Source organism: Streptomyces sp. NPDC057136 (genome assembly GCF_042670885.1).
Taxonomy (GTDB): Bacteria; Actinomycetota; Actinomycetes; order Streptomycetales; family Streptomycetaceae; genus Streptomyces.
On sequence record NZ_JBHUUV010000004.1, the window covers coordinates 64,728 to 83,169 of the forward strand.

Sequence of the window (18,442 nt, forward strand, 5' to 3'; positions counted from 1 at the left end):
CGTGTGAAGCGGGCGCCACGCGTGATCGCCCTGCAGCCCGAAGGGGCCACCGGGTCGGCCGGACACCCCCGGGTGGCTGCCTGCTCGTCGCTGCGATGTCCGGCCGGTTCGTCGGCCTAGGGTGGGGCGGGTGAGTCATGGTGAAGTCGGTCAGGTGATCTTGGATGAGGCTGTTGCGGATGCCCGCCTCGCCGCATGGGAGTTCGACGGTGCACGGGCCTGGCTGGAGGAAGCCCGTCGGCATCCGATGGAGCCGCTGGCGGCCGAGGTGTGGGTCACCGACCCTGCTTTCGAGCACGTCCTGCTGGTCAAGCACCGGGTGCGCGGATGGGTGCCGCCAGGCGGCAAGGTGGAGCCGGGCGAGGCGCCGCGTGCGGCTGCGGCACGAGAGCTGCTGGAGGAGACCGGCCTGCGCAGCGAACTGCTGCCCGAGCCCGCAGCCGTGGCGGTGCGTTCCTACCGGGCCGACTGGTCTCCGACGCTGGGCCTGTCCTATGCCGCGGTTGCGGGACGCGACGTACCGCTCGTCGGGGAGCAGAACCAGCCGACGGGATGGTTTCGTCTGGACACCGACTGGGACAGCGTCTTCCCCGCGGACCGCGAGCGGATCCGTGCGCACGCTCGCCGCCTCGCGGCCGGCTGGGCGGTCGGCTCCCGCTGAGGTAGGCCCCTGGTCGCCGTTCACAGGACGGCCTCGATCCGGTCGAGGTCGGCCGAGGGCAGGGTGACGAGCTCAAGGTCGTGAAGGAAGCGGCACCACACCGGCTCCAGGCCGGGTTCGCGCTCGAACTCCTCACGGTCCAGGTGCCCGTTGGCGTACGCGGCGGTCCGCAGCGCGTGCTGCTGCAGCTGGTCGGGGTGGACCCACCGAGGGGCGCGGACCTCCCGGGGAGAGGGACGCAGTGACCCGGCAACCTCGGCCTGGAAGATCCGCCAGTGGTGGCCGACCGGACCGCTGGGCGTGCGGCGGCAGCGGTTGGGGCGCCACTGGTCCAGCAGCAGGTGCAGGTGGGTGACGGTGAGACCGACCTCTTCGGAGACCTCGTCGCGCGCTGTCTGCTCGGGGCCGCCATGCTGGTCGACGTGGCCGGCGACCGGGGCGATTCCGGTCGGAGGGGTCGCCCGCTCGAACACCAGGAGGCCGCTCGGGGAAGAGATCAGTACCCCGACGCTTGCGTGGTCACAGACGCGGGCCCTGTCGCCGAGCGCCGGGGTCATGCGGCGGCCTTTGGCCGTTGGGCGACGACGACGAGCCAGCTCGTCACGGCCGGGGCGTGGGTCCGATCTCCGGGTCGACGAAGGCGTACGAGGCGGTGTGCTGGACCAGCCAGTCGCGGTTCTCCAGCAGGATCGACGGGGAGGAGACGTGCAGGCCGCAGTGCACCCCGTCGTGGGTTTCGGCGTAGTCGCCGAAGAAGTTGTCCCAGCTGGTCAGCACCGCCTGCGGGGGTATCCGCTGCAGTGCGTTAGCGGAAGGGGGGCGGTGAGATTGGCCAGCCAAATGCCGAACACCAGCGCGCATCCCCATGCCGACAGGGCGATACAAATGCCCGTCGACAGCGGAAGTGCGTTCCACCGCTGTCGACGCGCGCTCTTCTTCCGCCGGGGCTCGACTCGGCGAGGGGGCGTCTGATCCTTGTTGCTGTCCCCACGGTGACGAGGCTGTGGCGCAGCGGGGTCACAGGGTCTTTCCGGGGCCAGGGGCCACCCAGACGCAGGGAAAGCCGAGTTCCGTTCCGGTCTGCGGCGCGGTTGGACTGTCCACGCGGAATACCGCGGCGCGCAGGACCGCGCTGCCGTCGCCCAGTTCGTCCACGACGCCGTTCCCGCCCTCGCTCCCCGGGCCCTGCCGAGCAGATAGTTCTCCACCCTGCGGGCCGCAGCCACGGCTGCACGGGCAGGACGGCCTTGTCGTCTTCGGAGGGCAGGCTGGGGATCGCCACGAGGGCCTCGGCGACCGGGGTCGAGTCGCCTTCGACGAACACCGTGGTGGCGTTGAGGCAGGCCGCTCCGCCCTGGTCGCTGACAGAGGCCACTACGGTGTCCAGATGAGACTGCCAGTCAGTTCCGGTGAGCAGGATCTTCGTACGGCCCGGCCCCTGCGGCAGCACAGTGGGGCGGCCTGCGTGTCTTGCCATCACGTCGTCAGCGCCGTAAACCATCGCCAGGTCGGCTGCGGGCCACCAGTTCGTCCGCGACGGTGTGGCCGGTGGGGAGCAGGACCACCTGGTTCGACCCGAATCCGGCTTCACGCAGCGCGGAGATCAGCCGGTAGGGGGTGAAGAGCTTCCGCCGGGACGGCCGTACGGCGACGCGGTATCCGAGCGCCAGTGCCTCCAGCCACAGAGCGTGCACACCCACCGATTACGGGACAGAGCCATGTTCAGGACAGTCCCGGCGCCGGCGCATTCCATTCGCTTCAATAGGTTTGCGACGGGAGAACTCCACACAGAGCCGCCGGTGGGCATCCGCCCACGGCAGACAAGAAAGAACTCCAGAAGACTGGAAACCTCCGCCGGGATCATGTCAACGTAAAGCGTCCCGGAAAATGCCAGGTCAGGTGGCGCAAAGACTCCGGTGTGGCCAGGGCTGCGACTGATTCGCTACCCCGCACCACACCAGGCTGCCTTGTCGGCAAGGTCCCCATTAGGAGGCTCATATGCCGAATTCCGCTATTCGATCCGGGCCGTGCCCCCGCGGCGGCGGGGGGACTACGGCGTCGTGTTCACCGAATTGGTCGTCTGCGCGGCTGGCCTGTTCGGCGAGACCTGCTGCAACGCGGCTACCGCCGAGACAGGGTCGTCCCCGCGCACGTTGCGGCGCACCCTGGAGCCGCAACACGGCGTGTGGTCGATGCCATGGCCCCCGAGCGTGGAGTGGTGCGGAATCTTGTCCGCCTCCGCCTCACTGATAACGGTCTGCGGTGCTCGTTACGGATGGTGAGACCTCATCCCGTCCTGCGCTCATGCCGGTTGGCTTGCTGGCCGCGGCCAGTCCGAGAAGCTGTCGGGTGCGTCTGATGCGGCGCGCAACATAGACCACGATCGCCGGTTGGCCAAACCGGCGATCGTCGCGACCATTGAAGAGTTCGCAGCGGCTGTGCTTGGCGGTGGAGCTGTGCGGATGCAGTGACCTCTCATACCAACGCTCAGTCGGGATAACCCCTTTGTGTCGCTTAGCGTCTGGCAACTCGTCCGAACTTCTGGGGAAAAATGGCTCGTCCTCCTGCGCTCAAACTCGCCGAGGTTCTGACGGAAATCCGAATGAGCCACTCGGCGTTCTACCGCTTGCGCGCTCGTGGCCAGGCGCCCCGCATGATCAAACTTCCGAATGGCGAACTGCGCTGCCGCCGCGCCGATCTAGATGCATGGTGGGAAGCGTGTGAAAGGGATACGCCTGAATGGCGATGAGTTACAGGGTTCGTTTCTGGGACATCCGTGAGCGGCCAGAACGACGTAAGGGCTTTGAGGTTCGCTGGACCGTCAACGGTAGGGAGAAATCTGAGTCCTTCCTCACGAAAGGACTCGCGGAGAGCCGACGTTCCAAGCTTGTCACGGCCGCGCCCGACGGTGAGCCGTTCGATGCAAGGACTGGCCTGCCGGCATCCGAACTTCGGGTCCTCAAGCAGCGCACCACCTGGTACGTCCTCGCGAGGGAGTACATCGAGCAGCGGTGGGACCGCACGCCGGGAAATACACGCCGCACGTTGGCCGATGCCCTCGCGACCGTCACACCGGCCTTCGTTGAACCAGGTCTCATGTCCCAGGCACCTCGTGAACTGCGGCGGGCCTTGTACTCGTGGGCATTCAACAAGAAAGCTTGGAATGACGAACCGCCCGAGGAGTGGAAGGTTGCATTGGAGTGGCTGCAGCGTCACTCGTTGTCCGTCAGCGAGTTGGAGGAGCCCGATGTGCTGCGCCGGGGGCTCGATGCCCTGTGCCGCAAAGTCGATGGGACCGCTGCTGCTGCCAAGACCGTGAAGCGCAAGAAGGCTGCGGTGAATGAGGTATTCGGGGTTGCAGTGGAACGTGGGTACTTCAACCAGAATCCGCTGAGCAGCCTGCGTTGGTCTGCGCCAGAAGTTGCCGACGAGGTCGATCCGGACTGCGTGCCCAATCCGGCGCAGGTTGCACGCCTGCTTGCCGGGGTCAAGGCCCTACCTGGTCGCGGCCCACACCTGTACGCCTTCTTCGGTTGCATGTACTACGCCGCCATGCGACCGGCTGAGGCCATCCACTTGCAGAAGTCCCAGTGCCGCCTGCCGGCTAGTGGATGGGGGCTCCTCAACCTCAAAGGAGGAGTTGTCACGGCAGGGAAGGAGTGGACTGATGATGGTGCCGTCCACGAGATCCACTCACTGAAGCGACGTGCTGCCAGGGCGACGCGGCCGGTCCCTATCCCGCCTGTACTGGTCAGCATGCTCCGCGATCATATAAAGAGCTTCGGTGTTGCACCCGACGGTCGCCTGTTCCGCAATGCTGCGGCCAAATATATAGACCCCGCCGCGTACGGGATTACATGGCGACGGGCACGCGAGGCGGTGCTCACCCTCGACGAGCATGCCCTTGAGCTGGCGAAGCGCCCCTACGACCTGCGCCACACAGGAATTTCTTTCTGGCTTGCCTCGGGTGTCGACCCCGCTGAGTGTGCGCGCAGGGCCGGACAGAGTATCCAGGTCCTCTTCCGCTACTACGCCAAGTTCCTGGCCGAGGCGCGGAATCATGCCAACAGCTTGATAGAGGAGTCGATGCGGAGATGGGAGCGATCGGACGACACCGCGCAGGACAGCACGTAGGGCGGGCCTTGGCCCGGAAATGCCCCGGAACAGCTGGTCGGAGGTGGGACAGGGCTGGGCGATATCGGGAGTTACCGCATATCTCGCTGCACAGCCTAGATGCCTGCCGCTAAGGGCGCCTGGCATGTAAATCACCTGCTCAGGCGCCCTTCTTGGGCGTCTAGAAGAAACCCAGCTTCTTCGGCGAGTACGACACCAACAGGTTCTTCGTCTGCTGGTAGTGCTCCAGCATCATCTTGTGGTTCTCCCTTCCGATCCCCGACTGCTTGTACCCGCCGAAGGCCGCATGTGCCGGGTAGGCGTGGTAGCAGTTCGTCCAGACCCGGCCCGCCTTGATGGCCCGGCCCGCGCGGTAGGCCGTGTTGACGTCGCGGGTCCAGACGCCCGCCCCGAGGCCGTACAGCGTGTCGTTGGCCGTGGTGATTGCGTCGTCGAAGTCCGAGAACGAGGTCACTGCCACCACCGGGCCGAAGATCTCCTCCTGGAAGACCCGCATCCGGTTGTCGCCCTCGAAGATCGTCGGCTGGACGTAGTAGCCGCCCTCCAGTTCGCCGCCGTGCTCGATCCGCTGACCGCCGGTCAGGACCTTTGCGCCCTCCTGCTGGCCGATGTCCAGGTACGACAGGATCTTCTGCAGCTGGTCGTTGGACGCCTGTGCCCCGATCATCGTGTCGGTGTCCAGGGGGTGGCCCGGCACGATCTGCTCGGTGCGGGCGACGGCCGCCTCCAGGAACTCGCCGTAGTGCCCCCGCTGGATCAGTGCACGCGAGGGACAGGTGCACACCTCGCCCTGGTTCAGGGCGAACATCGTGAACCCTTCGAGGGCCTTGTCCCGGAAGTCGTCGTCCGAGGACCACACGTCGTCGAAGAAGATGTTGGGGGATTTGCCGCCCAGTTCGAGCGTCACCGGCTTGATGTTCTCGGAGGCGTACTGCATGATCAGCCGGCCAGTCGTCGTCTCGCCGGTGAAGGCGATCTTCGCGACGCGGGGGCTCGACGCGAGCGGTTTGCCCGCCTCCACCCCGAAGCCGTTCACGATGTTGACCACGCCCGGCGGCAGCAGATCCGCCACCAGCTTCAGCCAGAAATGGATGGACGCCGGGGTCTGTTCGGCAGGCTTGAGGACCACCGCGTTGCCTGCGGCGAGTGCAGGGGCGAGCTTCCAAGTGGCCATCAGGATCGGGAAGTTCCAGGGGATGATCTGAGCAACCACACCCAGCGGCTCATGGAAGTGGTACGCGACGGTGTCGTCGTCGATCTCGCTGAGCGACCCCTCCTGAGCGCGCAGCGCACCCGCGAAGTACCGGAAGTGGTCGATGGCCAGCGGGATGTCGGCGGCAAGAGTCTCCCGTACCGGCTTGCCGTTCTCCCAGGTCTCGGCGACCGCCAGCTCCTCCAGATGCGCCTCCATCCGGTCGGCGATCCTGTTCAGCACGTTGGCGCGGTCGCCCGCTGCGGTCGCTCCCCAGGCCGGGGCCGCCGCGTGCGCGGCGTCCAGGGCGCGTTCCACGTCCTCGGCCGTGCCTCGGGCGATCTCGGTGAAGGGGCGGCCGTTGACGGGGCTCGGGTTCTCGAAGTACTGGCCGCGCGCCGGGGGGACGTAGGCGCCGCCGATCCAGTGGTCGTAGCGCGACTCGTACGAGACGATGGCGCCCTCGGTACCCGGCGCAGCGTAACGGGTCATCTCTGTGGCCTCCCGGATTCCGGTGCCGCCCGCCGTTGGACGGCCCTCGGCGCGAGGCTAGGGAACACAACGTTGCAACCCCGTTGCGTCACTGTTCCGCTATCCGCGCTGCTCCGCGTCGAGCCCCCGCACCCTTTCCAGGAGGGCCGCCCGCCGGCCCGGAGGCACCGCCGTCGCCAGTGCCCGCCACACCGGGAGATCGTCCTCGCCCCACGGGCTGTAGGCCCAGTCGGCGAGCAGTCCGGGATCGCCCCGGGCGATCAGTGCCGCGCGCAACTGGTCGGCGATCCGCTGCCGCTGCCGTACGACGGCGGGTGCCTGCGAGCCGGGAAGCAGCGGTCCGGCGTACGCGCCGAGCGCCGCGGCCACCGCTCCGGAGGCCAGCCTGCGGGCCACCGTGTCGAAGTCCGCGTCCATCGGAGCTGCCAGCCGGTACGGCCGCGACTGCAGCAGCCCGGGCGCCAACAGCCGTCGCAGCCGGGAGAGTTCTGCGCGCAGCGTCACCGGGGTCACCGACTCGTCCTCGTACAGCTCGACGAGCAGTTCTTCGCCGCCGATGCCCTCCGGATGACGGGCCAGCGCCACCAGGATCTCACTGTGCCGCCTGCTGAGGCGGACCTTGCGGCCTCCCGCGACCAGCAGCGCCTCGTCCCGGCCGAGCGCGCTGAGCTGCACGCTGTCCCCGGCCGGCGCCGGTGCGAGCAGGGCGAGTTGGCTCTCGGCGGCGCGTGCCACCGCCTGCACGAAGGCGAGGCTGTGCGGATGCGCGAGCCGGTCGCCGCCCGTGATGTCGACCGCACCCAGCACTCGTCCGGTGTGCGGATCGTGCAACGGGGCCGCCGCGCACGTCCATTGCTGGACCGGCCGCAGGAAGTGCTCCGCGGCGAACACCTGGACCGGGCGGTCCACGGCGATCGCGGTGCCCGGCGCGTTGGTGCCCGCCACGGACTCCGCCCAGCGGGCGCCCTCCACGAAGTTCATCAGTCCCGCGCGCCGCCGGGCCGCCGCGTGCCCCTCGACCCACAGCAGGCTGCCGTGCACGTCGCACACGGCGAGCAGATGCTCCCCGTCCGTCGCGTACGCGCCCATCAGTTCGCGGATCACCGGCATCGCACGCGCCAGCGGATGGCCGGCCCGGTACGGCTCCAGGTCGTCGGCGTTCAGGTCCACCAGGGCCGCACCGTCCGGGCTGACCCGCGCCCGCGCCGAGCGCCGCCATGATTCGCCGACCACGGTACGCACCGGGCGCTCCAGCCGTCCCGCGGAGGTGAACACCTCGTGGGCGTGGCGCAGTTCGTGCAGCCGTTCACCGGGATCGGTATCGGCTGCCAGGGCCACCCAGGGGTCCGTCAACTCACCCTCCCGTCCAGGGGCGCCGTATCTCCCCATCGTCGTCGCAGTCGGCCTCCGCGACAACCTCGGTGCGGAGAGTATTCGGCCGCGCCGGTGCGTGGGGGCTCAGGCGAGGTTGACAAGGCGGATGTAGCGCACCCAGTCCCAGTTGCTCCCGGGGTCGGTGTGGTCGCTGCCCGGGACCTCGTGGTGGCCGATGATGTGGGCGCGGTCCTTGGGGATGCCGTGGCGGTCGCACACATCCGCCGTGAGCCTCGCCGAACGCTCGTACATGGTGTGGGTGAAGTAGGCGGGCTGATCCACCCAGCCCTCGTGCTCGATGCCGATGCTGCGGGTGTTGTACTCCCAGCTCCCGGCGTGCCAGCCGATGTCCTTCTCCCGCAGGCACTGGGCGATGTACCCGTCCGCCGAGCGCACCACGTAGTGCGCCGAGACCTGCTTCGCCGGATTCGCGAAGATCCCGACCGTGTTGCCGAACGTGGCCTGGGTGACATGGAGGACGACGAAGTCGACCGGATGGGACGAAGGCCGGTTCGCCGCTGTGTAGTTGGAGGGCGACGCCGGTGCCCATGCCGCCTGCGGATAGTCCGTCTCGCCCGTGGAGGCGGCCACCGCGCGCGCCGAGGCGGGCAGGAGAGCCGCAGCGGCGGTGGCCGCGGCGCCCTGAAGGATTCTTCTTCGGTCCATCGGCGCACTCCATCGGGGCAGGTCAGCCGCGCGGGAACAGTGCGGCTGTCTCCCGCAGATGACGATGGAGCCCCCGGTTCGGTTCCCCCCGCGGCAGCCACTCCTTGCGGATCTTCGCCACGCAGGTGTAGTTGGTGTCGCAGACATTGGAACTCACCCTCCCCGTCGGCGAGATGGAGCCTCGGTGTACGGATGCCCAGAGCGACTTTGCGAGACGCGGAAGGCGTCTTCCAGGGGCCTGGCCGACTGCTGGACGGTGACTTTCCGACCGGGCCGGGATGGCGGCCATCGCCGAGCACAACCTTCAGCAGGCGCTGGCCTTCTGAGGGCGGTGCTCGACGGCCGTCGGCCGTAAGGGATCAGCCGCGGAGCGGGCGAGGCAGCTTCAGGAGGGTCACCGAGGTCTCGATGCCGCTGTCGACCAGCCGGCCGTTCGCGTCGAACGCGTCCGCGCCATCCGTCATCCCGAAGTCGTTGTCGTTGATCAACGCGAGGGTGTCACGGCCCGTGACCGCCACGCCCTCGATCTTGCCGGGGATGCCCTCGACCGTTCCGAGGTCGACGACGAGACTCTTGCGCAGAACCGGAACGCCCGCCGCCGAGGGGTCGGTGAGCTCCTCGTACGAAGGCGAGGCCGCCGGGTCGTCCCAGGCCGAGCCCAGGATTCCGGAGCCGTGAGGCAGCGTCACGCGGTGCAGCCGCGCCGCCTTGTCCGTGCGCTCCTCCACGAGCAGCGTGTGAGGGCCGAGCGCGACGACCGAGGAGACCTTCAGCTCGGAGGTGTCGTCCTCGCTGGGGTCGACGACCTCGACCGGGTCGAACCGGTAGGCGTACTCGGCGGTGACCGCCTGCCTCTTTGTGGAGAAGCGCAGTAGCCGGACATTGCGCGAGCTCTCGCCCGCGTCCACGTCGGGGAGCGAGAGCGGGCTCTGCACGGCCAGCACCAGATCGCCGCCCGGCAGCAGGGCCAGACCCTCGAATCCGCGGTTGATCCTGCGGTTCAGCAGGATGCCCGGCAGTGCCTCGATCACCGGGTAACCGGCACCCTCCAGCCGGAGCCCCTCCGGGACATAGCGGGCCAGGACGCGGCCGCGCGGGGAGACGTGGACGAGCGAGGGGCCGTACTCGTCGACCAGCCAGAAGGAAGCGTCCGCCGCGCGGACGATGCCCTCGGTGTCGAGGCCGTTCGGGTTGTACCCGAGGGGGGTCCGTGCGTCGTGGCCGTAGGGGGCCTCGTCACGACTCGGCTGGTTCGGCAGGCCGGTGACCGGGGTGCCGGACGCCGTCGTCAGGGGGAGCGCCTGAAGTACGTCGATCCGCTTGCCGGTGACGCGTATTTTCACGATCGCGGGGTCGAAGCCGGGCACGGGGAACGTACGCCGCTTCTTGCCGTCGATCTTGATCTGACCGTTGGGGCCCCGGTCCGTGACCGTCCAGAACTCGCCCTTGCGGCCCGCCGGGTAGATGTCACTGCCGATGCCGCCGAGCTGCACGCCACGGTCGTCGGAGACCGAACCGGGCAGGAGGCCGTTGCTGAAACCGGCCAGCGGCACGTCGCCGAGCACGGCACTGCCGGTGATCCGGGCGGTCGGCCCGGCGCCGCCGTGCTGCCCGTGACGGTCGTGTGCACCAGCCGTCGCGGCCACGCACAACGTCGACAGCAGAGCGAGCGGCAGCCCCGCGGCGAGAGAGCGACGGGTGATACGGGCGGGCATGGGGCCTCCTGGTGCACAAACGCTCGGATGAGCGCCAGGATCTGCCCTCCGCCTCAATGCGCCGTGACATCGAGTTGAACGTGAGGACAGCACGCGACGAACGCGTGCGCGCCCCACACCTGGGACCTGTCCGGCGGATCATGGCCGGCCACGGCCCGACCTCCTCCTGTCCGTCGGACACCTCCTGGATAGGGTGGCCGGGACAGCGCACCGTGAACCGGAACAAGGAGCAGACGTGAGCGAGCCGGCGTCCATCGCCCTGCAGCAGGAGATCTCCCGGGAACTCCAGGTCGCCGAGACCTTCGAGGCCGAGCGGGAGATCGAGCGCCGGGTGGCCTTCCTCGCCGAGCGGCTGACCTCCACCGGCCTGCGCTCCCTGGTGCTCGGCATCAGCGGCGGCGTCGACTCCACCACCACCGGCCGCCTGTGCCAGCTCGCCGTCGAGCGGGCCAGGGCCGCCGGCCACGAAGCGCGGTTCTACGCGATGCGGCTGCCCTATGGGGTCCAGGCCGACGAGCACGACGCCCAGCTCGCGCTCTCCTTCATCCGGGCCGACCACGTGCTGACCGTCGACATCAAGCCCGCGAGCGATGCCGCGCTCGATGCCGCGCTGGCCGCCGGTGTGAGCTTCCGCGACGCCCACCACCAGGACTTCGTGCACGGCAACATCAAGGCACGGCAGCGCATGATCGCCCAGTACGTGGTGGCGGGCGCGCACAGCGGTCTGGTCGTCGGCACCGACCACGCGGCCGAGGCGGTCTCCGGATTCTTCACCAAGTTCGGCGACGGCGCCGCGGACCTGGTCCCGCTGACGGGCCTGACCAAGCGCCGGGTGCGCGCCGTCGCGGACCTGCTGGGCGCCCCCACCGAACTGGTCTGGAAGGCCCCGACGGCCGACCTGGAGAGCCTCGACCCGGGCAAGACCGACGAGGACGCCCTCGGGGTCACCTACGACAACATCGACGACTTCCTGGAGGGCAAGCCGGTCGACGAGCGGGTCTTCGAAACGATCGTCGACCGCTACCGCCTCACCGAGCACAAGCGTCAGCTGCCGGTCGCCCCGTAGGGGCTGCGCTCCCCAGGCTGCTCACGGACGTCCTCCGGCCCGGTGGCGGATCCCCCGCACCGGGCCGGAACACAACGAAACCCCGGACGGACCTATGCGTCGGGCAAAGCGCCCGCCAGTGCGCCCGCCGGGTCGTTGTCCGCAGGTCCCACCGGCATCCACCGCCCCCGCTCCTTGCGGTACGGCCACCAGCGTCCGTCGGGCCCGTACCGGAGCTGGACATCGGCGCCCGCGACCGTCCAACGGCTGCGCCCGGCCCTCAGCCGTGGCCGCTCACCCTCTTCCCACGCCTCGGCGAGCTGCGTGCGGGCCCGTGCCAGGGACTCCGGGTCCGGCTCCCACTCCTCGTCGAGGACGGTCAGCGCCGCGGGCCCGCCGTACTGCCAGGCGCGCACCGCCGCTTCGAGGTCGGCCCGCTGCCGCCCCGCCCCCTCGGCGATACGGGCCGCGATCCGCGGCTCCGACCGGACATCGGCCGCCAGCCGCACGGCGTCCTGCGAGACGGTCAACTCAACGGGAACGGGCTGCTGTTCGTGTCCCTCGGCCAGCGCATCCGTGAGCATCCGGTACGCCCGTACGGCGGTGCCGGACACCAGGAACTCCAGCGCCGCCGGATCGATGCCCGGTGCCGGGCCGGACTCCGTGTCCAGTGACGGCGCCTGCCCCGGCTCCGAAGGCAGTGGGGGAGCGGCGGGCAGCGGCGGCAGAATGTCCCGCGCCGCGAACGCCTCCCGTGCCCCGACCCCGGCCCGCGCAGCCGCCCCGGACCGTTCCTGCGCCCCCGACGACGCGGGCGCTCCCCGGACGGCCCGGGCCACGCTGCGGGCCTGGAGCTCGTCGAGCAGCCGGCGCTCGTCGCGCCCACGCATCAGGAGCAGAACGAACGGGTCCTGGTCCAGCAGCCGCGCCACCTGGTAGCACAGGGCCCCCGTGTGCGGGCAGTGGTCCCACGCCTCACAGGTGCACTCCGGCTCCAGGTCCCCGATCCCCGGCAGCAGGTCCACTCCGGTTGCAGCCGCGTCCTCCACCAGATGCGGCGGCATCTCCCGGTCGAGCAGCGCGGCGATGTGCCCCGCCCGGTCGACCGCCATGTCCAGGAAGCGGTCCCACTCCTCCTCGCTGAGCTGCTGAAGCAGCACATCACTTCGGTACGCCGTCGAGTCCCGCTCCTGGACGACCGCGGTGATCCGGCCGGGCCGTACCGAGACCGCGCCGACCCTGCCCTCGCGGGCCAGCCGGCGCCCCTTCCTGAGCTGCTCACCGTCGAGTGCCGTGTCCTCAAGGGCCTTCAGCCATGCCTGGCCCCACCAGGACGTCGCGAAACCACGGCCCTTGGCGGGCGGCAGGGCGGCGAACGTGCGCTCCGGTTCCTGTCCCGCCGGGATGCCCTGCTCCTCGTACTCGTCGTCCGTCTCGTATCGGTCGTTCATCGGGCGCCCCCTCGCAGTTCCACCAGATCGGCCAGTTCCGCATCGGTCAGTTCGGTGAGCGCCGTCTCGCCGGAACCGAGCACCGAGTCCGCGAGGCCCTGCTTGCGGGCCAGCATCTCGGCGATCCGGTCCTCGATGGTCCCCTCGGCGATCAGCCGGTGCACCTGCACCGGCTGCGTCTGACCGATCCGGTACGCACGGTCCGTGGCCTGGGCCTCGACGGCCGGATTCCACCAGCGGTCGAAGTGCACGACATGGCCGGCGCGGGTCAGGTTCAGCCCCGTACCGGCCGCTTTCAGCGACAGCAGGAAGACCGGTGCCTCGCCGGCCTGGAACCGGTTGACCATGGCCTCGCGCTCGGCGACCGGCGTGCCACCGTGCAGGAACTGGGTACGGACGCCGCGCACCGCCAGGTGCTGTTCCAGCAGCCGGGCCATCTGCACGTACTGGGTGAAGACCAGCACACTCGCGTCCTCGGCCAGGATCGTGTCGAGGAGCTCGTCGAGCAGTTCGACCTTCCCCGACCGGTCCGCGATACGCGGCCGTTCCTCCTTGAGGTACTGCGCCGGGTGGTTGCAGATCTGCTTGAGCGCGGTCAGCAGCTTCACGACGAGCCCGCGGCGCGCGAAGCCGTCGGCGCCGGAGATCTCGGCCATGGTCTCCCGTACCACCGCCTCGTACAGACCGGTCTGTTCGGCGGTCAGCGACACCGCACGGTCCGTCTCGGTCTTGGGCGGAAGCTCCGGGGCGATCCCCGGGTCCGACTTGCGGCGCCGCAGCAGGAACGGGCGCACCAGCGTGGCGAGCCGCTCGGCCGCTCCCGGGTCGTTGCCGCCCTCGACGGCGCTCGCGTACCGGGTACGGAAGGTGCCCAGCCGGCCCAGCAGACCGGGTGTCGTCCAGTCGAGGATCGCCCACAGCTCGGAGAGGTTGTTCTCCACCGGGGTTCCGGTGAGTGCGACGCGGGCGCGTGCTCCGATGGTCCGCAACTGCTTGGCGGTCGCCGAGTACGGGTTCTTGACGTGCTGGGCCTCGTCGGCGACGACCATGCCCCACTCGGCCTGGGCGAGCCGTGGCGCGTCGAGCCGCATCGTGCCGTACGTGGTGAGCACGAACTCGCCGTCGGCCAGCCCGTCCAGCGAGCGTGACGCGCCGTGGAAGCGGCGTACGGGCGTACCGGGCGCGAACTTCTCGATCTCCCGTTGCCAGTTGCCCATCAGGGAGGTCGGGCACACCACCAGCGTCGGACCCGCGGCGGAATCGACGCCCTGGCGGTGCAGATGCAGTGCGATCAGCGTGATCGTCTTGCCCAGGCCCATGTCGTCGGCCAGGCAGCCGCCGAGGCCGAGGGACGTCATGGTGTTGAGCCAGTTCAGTCCGCGCAGCTGGTAGTCGCGCAGGGTCGCGGTGAGGGCGCCGGGCTGCCCGATCGTCTGGTTCCCGCCCGACTCCGGATCGGCGAGCCGGTCCCGCAGCTGCTGGAGCCAGCCCGTCGCCGCCACCTCGACGCGGCGGCCGTCGACCTCGGTGGAACCGGTCAGCGCGGCGCCGAGCGCGTCGATGGGAGTGACCTTGCGGTCCTGCGTCTCGCGGGCGCGCCTGGCCTCCTCCGGGTCGATGAGCACCCACTGGTCGCGGAGGCGGACCACCGGCCTGCCGGCTTCCGCGAGGCGGTCGAGCTCTTCCCGGGTGAGCTTCTGATCGCCGAGTGCGAACCACCAGTTGAAAGCGAGCAGTGCGTCGGCGGAGAGGAAGGACGGTGTGTCCGACTCCTTGCGACCGGGCCCCTTGGCGCCGTCCTGGCCGTCGTCGGCCTCATGCGGGTCGACGGGACCGATCACCGCACGCGCGGTGAGCTTGCGGGCCAGCTCCTTGGGCCAGTGAACCTGGACGCCGGTCGCGGCGAGCGCCCGCGCGGCGGGCCCCAGCAGTTCGGCGATCTCCTCGTCCGCCGGTTCGACGGAATCCGGTACCGCGGCCGACAGCAGCGGTGTCAGCGGAGGCCAGGCGCGCGCGGCGCGACGCAGCGCGAGCAGGGCGTCCATCCGGGCCCTCGGACCGAAGGCCGCGGCCGTCGGAGCGGTGCCCGCCCAGATGTCGGCCGCATCGGCGACGAGCGTGGGATCGCTGACGCTGTGGACCTGCAGAACGGCCCGGAACGAGGGTCCGGCGACTACCTCGTCCACCATTCCGCTTGTGTCCCCTGCCGACTCCCCGATCCCCGAGACCTCGATGCGCAGGGAGAGTCGTACACCCGCGTCGTGACCGGCCGCCACATCGGCTGCCCAACCACGCTGATCAGCGCACTTCTGCGGCTCCTCGGCCGCGAGGACGGGGCTTCCGGTGGCCAGAACGGCGGCGGGTGTCCGCGGAAGGCAGTCGGCCGCAGCGTCCAGAAACGCGCGCAGAAGCGCTTCCGGTTCGGCCAGCAGGACGGGCTCGGCCGCCTCATCGAGCGGCACCGCGTGCGCGGTGGGCGGCATGGCTGCCGCGAGCGTCCGAATCCGGTCGAAGTCCTCCGCCGTCAGCGGGCCGGCCCGCCAGGCATCGTGATCGGTGGCGCTCAGCCCCGGCAGGAGCAGTCCTCGTGCGGTCAGCTGCAGGGCCAGCAGGCCCGCGGCACCCCAGAACGCCACAGCGGGGGAGGCGTGTCCGCTCGCCCGCGCCCGCGTGAGCACGGGAAGAGCCTCCCGTACGGACAGGAGCAACGCCGGTACCACGTACGGTTGGGCGTCCGCCCCGACGACGGTCAGTTCCCGCGGAATCCCGGGTGCCTGGGGAGGGGTGCTACCGTCCGGGTTCCAGAACGCGATCAGGCCGGTACGGGCCGGATCTGCGGGGAGGAAGACTGCGGAGCAGCGGGACAGTTCAGAGATCTCGGAAAGCGTTGCCGCAGGAAGCCTGTGCACAGCGATGTCAGATTCCTCAAATTTGACTAGTGGGGCCGGGGTCGCCGAGGGTACTCCACCCAAGGCTCCTTCCGGGAGAAATGCGCTGTGATCCAGGTCACTCATTTCTGCCTTCAGGGACTCGTGGTGTAGTCAGCACCACCACCGGTGCGGGGGGCATGCCCCCCGAAAAGCCGGGTGGTGGCGTCATGGCTGCCGCGGGCCTCCCATCCGTACGTTTCATGAGGTCAGCGCAGATGCCCAGAGACCGGAGACGTCATGCCCCAGGCGGTAGCCACCGTTGCTGAACACGCTCGCGACGGAGCGGAGGTGCCCGGCGACTCCGAGAGTCTCGGCAGCTCCACTGCTTCCGGGACTACCGGGAGCGATTTCGCACCCCTCCTGCGGGCCGTCAAGGGCCAAGGGCTCCTGGAGCGTCGCACCGGCTGGTACGCGGCGGGCATCGCCGTCAACTTCCTTGCGCTCGGAGCCGTGATCACCGGTCTGGTGCTCCTCGGCAACACCTGGTGGTCCCTGCTCCTGGCCCTGCCGCTGGCCCTGGTGTGGGCCCGGATGGCCTTCGTCGGACACGATGCGGGCCACTCCCAGATATCGGGCAACCGCAGGACGAGCCGGAACATCGGCCTGGTCCATTCCAACCTGCTCCTCGGAATGAACGAGGCATGGTGGAACGACAAGCACAACCGCCACCACGCCAACCCCAACCACATCGACAAGGACCCCGACGTCGGCGTCGGAGCGCTGGTGTGGACCCAGAAGCAGGCGGCGCAGCGAGAAGGCTTCGCGCGCTGGCTCACCCGTAACCAGGCCCGGCTCTTCTTCCCGATGCTGCTCCTCGAAGGCATCGCTCTCAAGGTCTCCGGCTTCCAGTTCCTGCGCAGCCAGCCCATGCGTGAGCGGATGGTCTCGGGCCCACTGATGGTCAGCCACCTCGCGCTGTACGCGACGCTGCTCCTGACGACCATGTCGCTCGGCAAGGCCGTCGTCTTCGCCCTCGTGCACCACGCCCTGTTCGGCCTCCACCTGGGCATGGCCTTCGCCCCGAACCACAAGGGCATGGAGATGCCCGACCCGGACGGCGAGCGCTGGGGCCACCTCCAGCGTCAGGTCCTCACCTCGCGCAACGTCCGGGGCTCGGCCCTCAACGACTGGTTCCTGGGCGGGCTGAACTACCAGATCGAGCACCACCTCTTCCCGAGCATGCCCCGCCCCCACCTCCGACTCGCCCAGCCGCTGGTCAAGGCCCACTGCGAGGCGATCGGCATGCCGTACGCGGAGACTGGACTCATCGAGTCCTACCGGCAGGCGCTGACACACATGCACGAGGTCGGCGAACCGCTGCGATAAGCGCGGCTCCCTGGAACCGATGGGTGCGTGCGGGCGTTCTCACAGCAGGAGCGGCTCCGGCCGCGAAGGAGGCAGGGACCATGTCCAACGGTGCAAAGATCGCCCTCGGTGGAGTTGTCGCGGCAGCCGTCCTGTGGCCGCTCATCGGATTCTGGTGGGCCCTGCTCGTGCTGATCGGGGTGCCCGTGGCGGGGTATCTGATGCTGGACCCGTCCCAGCGACGCAGGATCCGCAGGGCCGGCCGCAAGCAGATAGGCCGCTGACCCGGCGCCGATAACGTCCGCCGTAGCGCCGCCCGCCTCGCGGGCGGCGCTGAAGCATTGCCTACGGCAGTCCGACCCGGCCCCTGAGACGAGCTCAGGGCCGGTGCCGGCGCCCCGGTGCCACGCGCTCAGGCCGGCCGGACGGCCATGTCGGCCAGTGCCGTCAGCAGGCCGGGCAGTTCCCGTCCGCGTCCGATGGGCAGCACCTCACCCGGTTCCTCGTCCAGCAGGGCGAACGCGATGTCGTCGGTCCTGGCGACCAGCGACCAGCCGGGACCGTCGACGCGCAGGGTGCGGGCGCCGCCCGGTGCGAACGCCGACCGGATGCGGCCGGGCGGAGGCGGAGCGGCGACATAGGCGCGGGCTTCGTCGAGAGCCCTTCGTATGCCGGGGTGGCGGCCGGACGGCGCGGAGTCGCTGTCCGCCACCTCGGGCTCGCCGGCCTCCTCCTGTTGTACGTCCTCCGAGGCCTTGTGAACGGGTGGGTCCTGCCCGTCCTCGGCCTTTTCGGCAGCCTCCACGTCCGCGTCGCCGGCGCTCTCCGAGGGCCGCCCGAAGGCCGTCTCGTCGTCGACCTGCTCGCGCCACGCCGCCCATTGCGCGGCGACCTCGTCCGCACCCAGGCGCCGCTGCGCGGGCCCCCAGGTCTCCGTGTCCGGCGGTGCCAGCGGGACCGGCTCCTCGCCCGCGGCCTCCGGGTCGGGCGGCGGGTCGTGCGGGGCGGGGACACCCGGCGCCGCGACCGCGACCGCGAGCGGCCAGCCCGGCAGCGCACAGACCACCGAGCGGTCGTCGGGCGAGAGGTCGTACTCCATCCCGCAGTCCCAGGAAGCGATGGCGACCGCGACCAGCGAGACATCGTCGACGACCACGGTCCAACGGGCCCCGCCGCCGTCCTGGCCCAGCACGAGGCCGTACCCCTCGGCATACGGCTCAAGGGCCAGCGCACCGCACGCGGCCACGTAGTCGTCGCCGAGCACGCTGGGGAACTGCGCGGGCGTCAACAGCACCGCGGTCAGCACATACAGTGCGTCGTCATCGGCGACCGTGTCTTGCGTCCCGGCCACAGCGCCCTCCTCGTTCTCGTCATGGCTTGATCCGTCGGCCCGCACCTTAACCAGTCGGTAACCCCATCGTCGAGGCCCTGACAACCGGGGCCGCAGCCGGTGGCGTACCGCCGGCCGGCCGTCGGA

The 18,442-nt window shown here is 69.8% G+C and carries 17 protein-coding genes; 6 read left to right on the forward strand and 11 right to left on the reverse strand.

Features of this window, described 5'->3' with window-relative positions; translation table 11 throughout:
- The first annotated feature begins 160 nt into the window (after nt 1-160).
- The gene (locus ACFT7S_RS06515; protein ID WP_382727817.1) at nt 161-661 is read left to right on the forward strand and encodes an NUDIX domain-containing protein; all 501 of its coding nucleotides are present in this window, start codon (nt 161-163) and stop codon (nt 659-661) included.
- A 20-nt stretch (nt 662-681) separates the two neighbouring features.
- Here the strand turns inward: ACFT7S_RS06515 and ACFT7S_RS06520 are convergent, their stop codons facing one another.
- From ACFT7S_RS06520 to ACFT7S_RS06530, 3 genes are all read right to left on the reverse strand, one after another.
- Nucleotides 682-1,218, reverse strand: coding sequence for an NUDIX hydrolase (locus ACFT7S_RS06520; protein WP_382727820.1), 537 nt, complete (start codon nt 1,216-1,218; stop codon nt 682-684).
- Between the two features lie 43 nt (nt 1,219-1,261).
- Nucleotides 1,262-1,438 (reverse strand): hypothetical protein, encoded by a 177-nt coding sequence (locus tag ACFT7S_RS06525; RefSeq protein ID WP_382727823.1) that lies wholly within the window; start codon nt 1,436-1,438, stop codon nt 1,262-1,264.
- 707 nt (nt 1,439-2,145) lie between these two features.
- Entirely contained in the window at nt 2,146-2,355 is a 210-nt protein-coding gene (locus ACFT7S_RS06530) for a hypothetical protein (protein WP_382727826.1), read from the reverse strand.
- Between the two features lie 857 nt (nt 2,356-3,212).
- On the opposite strand from ACFT7S_RS06530, the gene ACFT7S_RS06535 reads away from it, so the two are divergent.
- Nucleotides 3,213-3,410, forward strand: coding sequence for a helix-turn-helix transcriptional regulator (locus ACFT7S_RS06535; RefSeq protein ID WP_382727828.1), 198 nt, complete (start codon nt 3,213-3,215; stop codon nt 3,408-3,410).
- Nucleotides 3,401-4,795 (forward strand): tyrosine-type recombinase/integrase, encoded by a 1,395-nt coding sequence (locus ACFT7S_RS06540; RefSeq protein WP_382727830.1) that lies wholly within the window; start codon nt 3,401-3,403, stop codon nt 4,793-4,795. Before ACFT7S_RS06535 ends, ACFT7S_RS06540 begins: the two co-directional genes overlap by 10 nt.
- Before the next feature lie 160 nt (nt 4,796-4,955).
- Here ACFT7S_RS06540 and ACFT7S_RS06545 read toward each other — a convergent pair whose 3' ends face one another.
- From ACFT7S_RS06545 to ACFT7S_RS06565, 5 genes are all read right to left on the reverse strand, one after another.
- The gene (locus ACFT7S_RS06545) at nt 4,956-6,479 is read right to left on the reverse strand and encodes an aldehyde dehydrogenase family protein (RefSeq protein ID WP_382727833.1); all 1,524 of its coding nucleotides are present in this window, start codon (nt 6,477-6,479) and stop codon (nt 4,956-4,958) included.
- 99 nt (nt 6,480-6,578) lie between these two features.
- A complete protein-coding gene (locus ACFT7S_RS06550) occupies nt 6,579-7,832 on the reverse strand; it encodes a GAF domain-containing protein (protein ID WP_382727836.1) in 1,254 nt (417 codons plus the stop codon).
- 105 nt (nt 7,833-7,937) lie between these two features.
- Nucleotides 7,938-8,519 (reverse strand): N-acetylmuramoyl-L-alanine amidase, encoded by a 582-nt coding sequence (locus ACFT7S_RS06555; protein WP_382727838.1) that lies wholly within the window; start codon nt 8,517-8,519, stop codon nt 7,938-7,940.
- Between the two features lie 22 nt (nt 8,520-8,541).
- Nucleotides 8,542-8,676, reverse strand: coding sequence for a hypothetical protein (locus tag ACFT7S_RS06560; protein ID WP_382727840.1), 135 nt, complete (start codon nt 8,674-8,676; stop codon nt 8,542-8,544).
- A gap of 202 nt (nt 8,677-8,878) precedes the next feature.
- A complete protein-coding gene (locus ACFT7S_RS06565) occupies nt 8,879-10,234 on the reverse strand; it encodes an esterase-like activity of phytase family protein (RefSeq protein ID WP_382727843.1) in 1,356 nt (451 codons plus the stop codon).
- Between the two features lie 235 nt (nt 10,235-10,469).
- Here ACFT7S_RS06565 and nadE point away from each other — a divergent pair, with 235 nt between their 5' ends.
- Nucleotides 10,470-11,300 carry an ammonia-dependent NAD(+) synthetase gene (gene nadE, locus ACFT7S_RS06570; RefSeq protein WP_382727846.1) on the forward strand — a complete coding sequence of 277 codons (831 nt, stop codon included), beginning with the start codon at nt 10,470-10,472 and terminating at the stop codon, nt 11,298-11,300.
- Between the two features lie 92 nt (nt 11,301-11,392).
- Here nadE and ACFT7S_RS06575 read toward each other — a convergent pair whose 3' ends face one another.
- A complete protein-coding gene (locus ACFT7S_RS06575; protein WP_382727849.1) occupies nt 11,393-12,730 on the reverse strand; it encodes an SWF or SNF family helicase in 1,338 nt (445 codons plus the stop codon).
- Nucleotides 12,727-15,639, reverse strand: a complete 2,913-nt coding sequence (locus tag ACFT7S_RS06580) for a DEAD/DEAH box helicase (protein WP_382727852.1) — start codon at nt 15,637-15,639, stop codon at nt 12,727-12,729. Before ACFT7S_RS06580 ends, ACFT7S_RS06575 begins: the two co-directional genes overlap by 4 nt.
- Nucleotides 15,640-15,897: 258 nt before the next feature.
- Here ACFT7S_RS06580 and ACFT7S_RS06585 point away from each other — a divergent pair, with 258 nt between their 5' ends.
- The gene (locus tag ACFT7S_RS06585; RefSeq protein WP_382727855.1) at nt 15,898-16,986 is read left to right on the forward strand and encodes an acyl-CoA desaturase; all 1,089 of its coding nucleotides are present in this window, start codon (nt 15,898-15,900) and stop codon (nt 16,984-16,986) included.
- Nucleotides 16,987-17,066: 80 nt separating this feature from the next.
- Nucleotides 17,067-17,249, forward strand: coding sequence for a hypothetical protein (locus tag ACFT7S_RS06590; protein ID WP_382727856.1), 183 nt, complete (start codon nt 17,067-17,069; stop codon nt 17,247-17,249).
- A gap of 128 nt (nt 17,250-17,377) precedes the next feature.
- On the opposite strand, the gene ACFT7S_RS06595 is transcribed toward ACFT7S_RS06590, so the two are convergent.
- On the reverse strand, nt 17,378-18,316 hold the full coding sequence (locus tag ACFT7S_RS06595) for a hypothetical protein (protein ID WP_382727859.1): 939 nt from the start codon (nt 18,314-18,316) through the stop codon (nt 17,378-17,380).
- Nucleotides 18,317-18,442 lie beyond the last annotated feature (126 nt).

Excerpts from the sequence above, each read along its gene's own strand:
- ACFT7S_RS06520 (WP_382727820.1), bottom strand. The coding sequence starts at position 1,218 with ATGACCCCGGCGCTCGGCGACAGGGCCCGCGTCTGTGACCACGCAAGC.
- ACFT7S_RS06535 (WP_382727828.1), top strand. The coding sequence starts at position 3,213 with ATGGCTCGTCCTCCTGCGCTCAAACTCGCCGAGGTTCTGACGGAAATC.
- ACFT7S_RS06540 (WP_382727830.1), top strand. The coding sequence starts at position 3,401 with ATGGCGATGAGTTACAGGGTTCGTTTCTGGGACATCCGTGAGCGGCCA.
- ACFT7S_RS06545 (WP_382727833.1), bottom strand. The coding sequence starts at position 6,479 with ATGACCCGTTACGCTGCGCCGGGTACCGAGGGCGCCATCGTCTCGTAC.
- ACFT7S_RS06555 (WP_382727838.1), bottom strand. The coding sequence starts at position 8,519 with ATGGACCGAAGAAGAATCCTTCAGGGCGCCGCGGCCACCGCCGCTGCG.
- ACFT7S_RS06565 (WP_382727843.1), bottom strand. The coding sequence starts at position 10,234 with ATGCCCGCCCGTATCACCCGTCGCTCTCTCGCCGCGGGGCTGCCGCTC.
- ACFT7S_RS06575 (WP_382727849.1), bottom strand. The coding sequence starts at position 12,730 with ATGAACGACCGATACGAGACGGACGACGAGTACGAGGAGCAGGGCATC.
- ACFT7S_RS06585 (WP_382727855.1), top strand. The coding sequence starts at position 15,898 with ATGCCCCAGGCGGTAGCCACCGTTGCTGAACACGCTCGCGACGGAGCG.
- ACFT7S_RS06590 (WP_382727856.1), top strand. The coding sequence starts at position 17,067 with ATGTCCAACGGTGCAAAGATCGCCCTCGGTGGAGTTGTCGCGGCAGCC.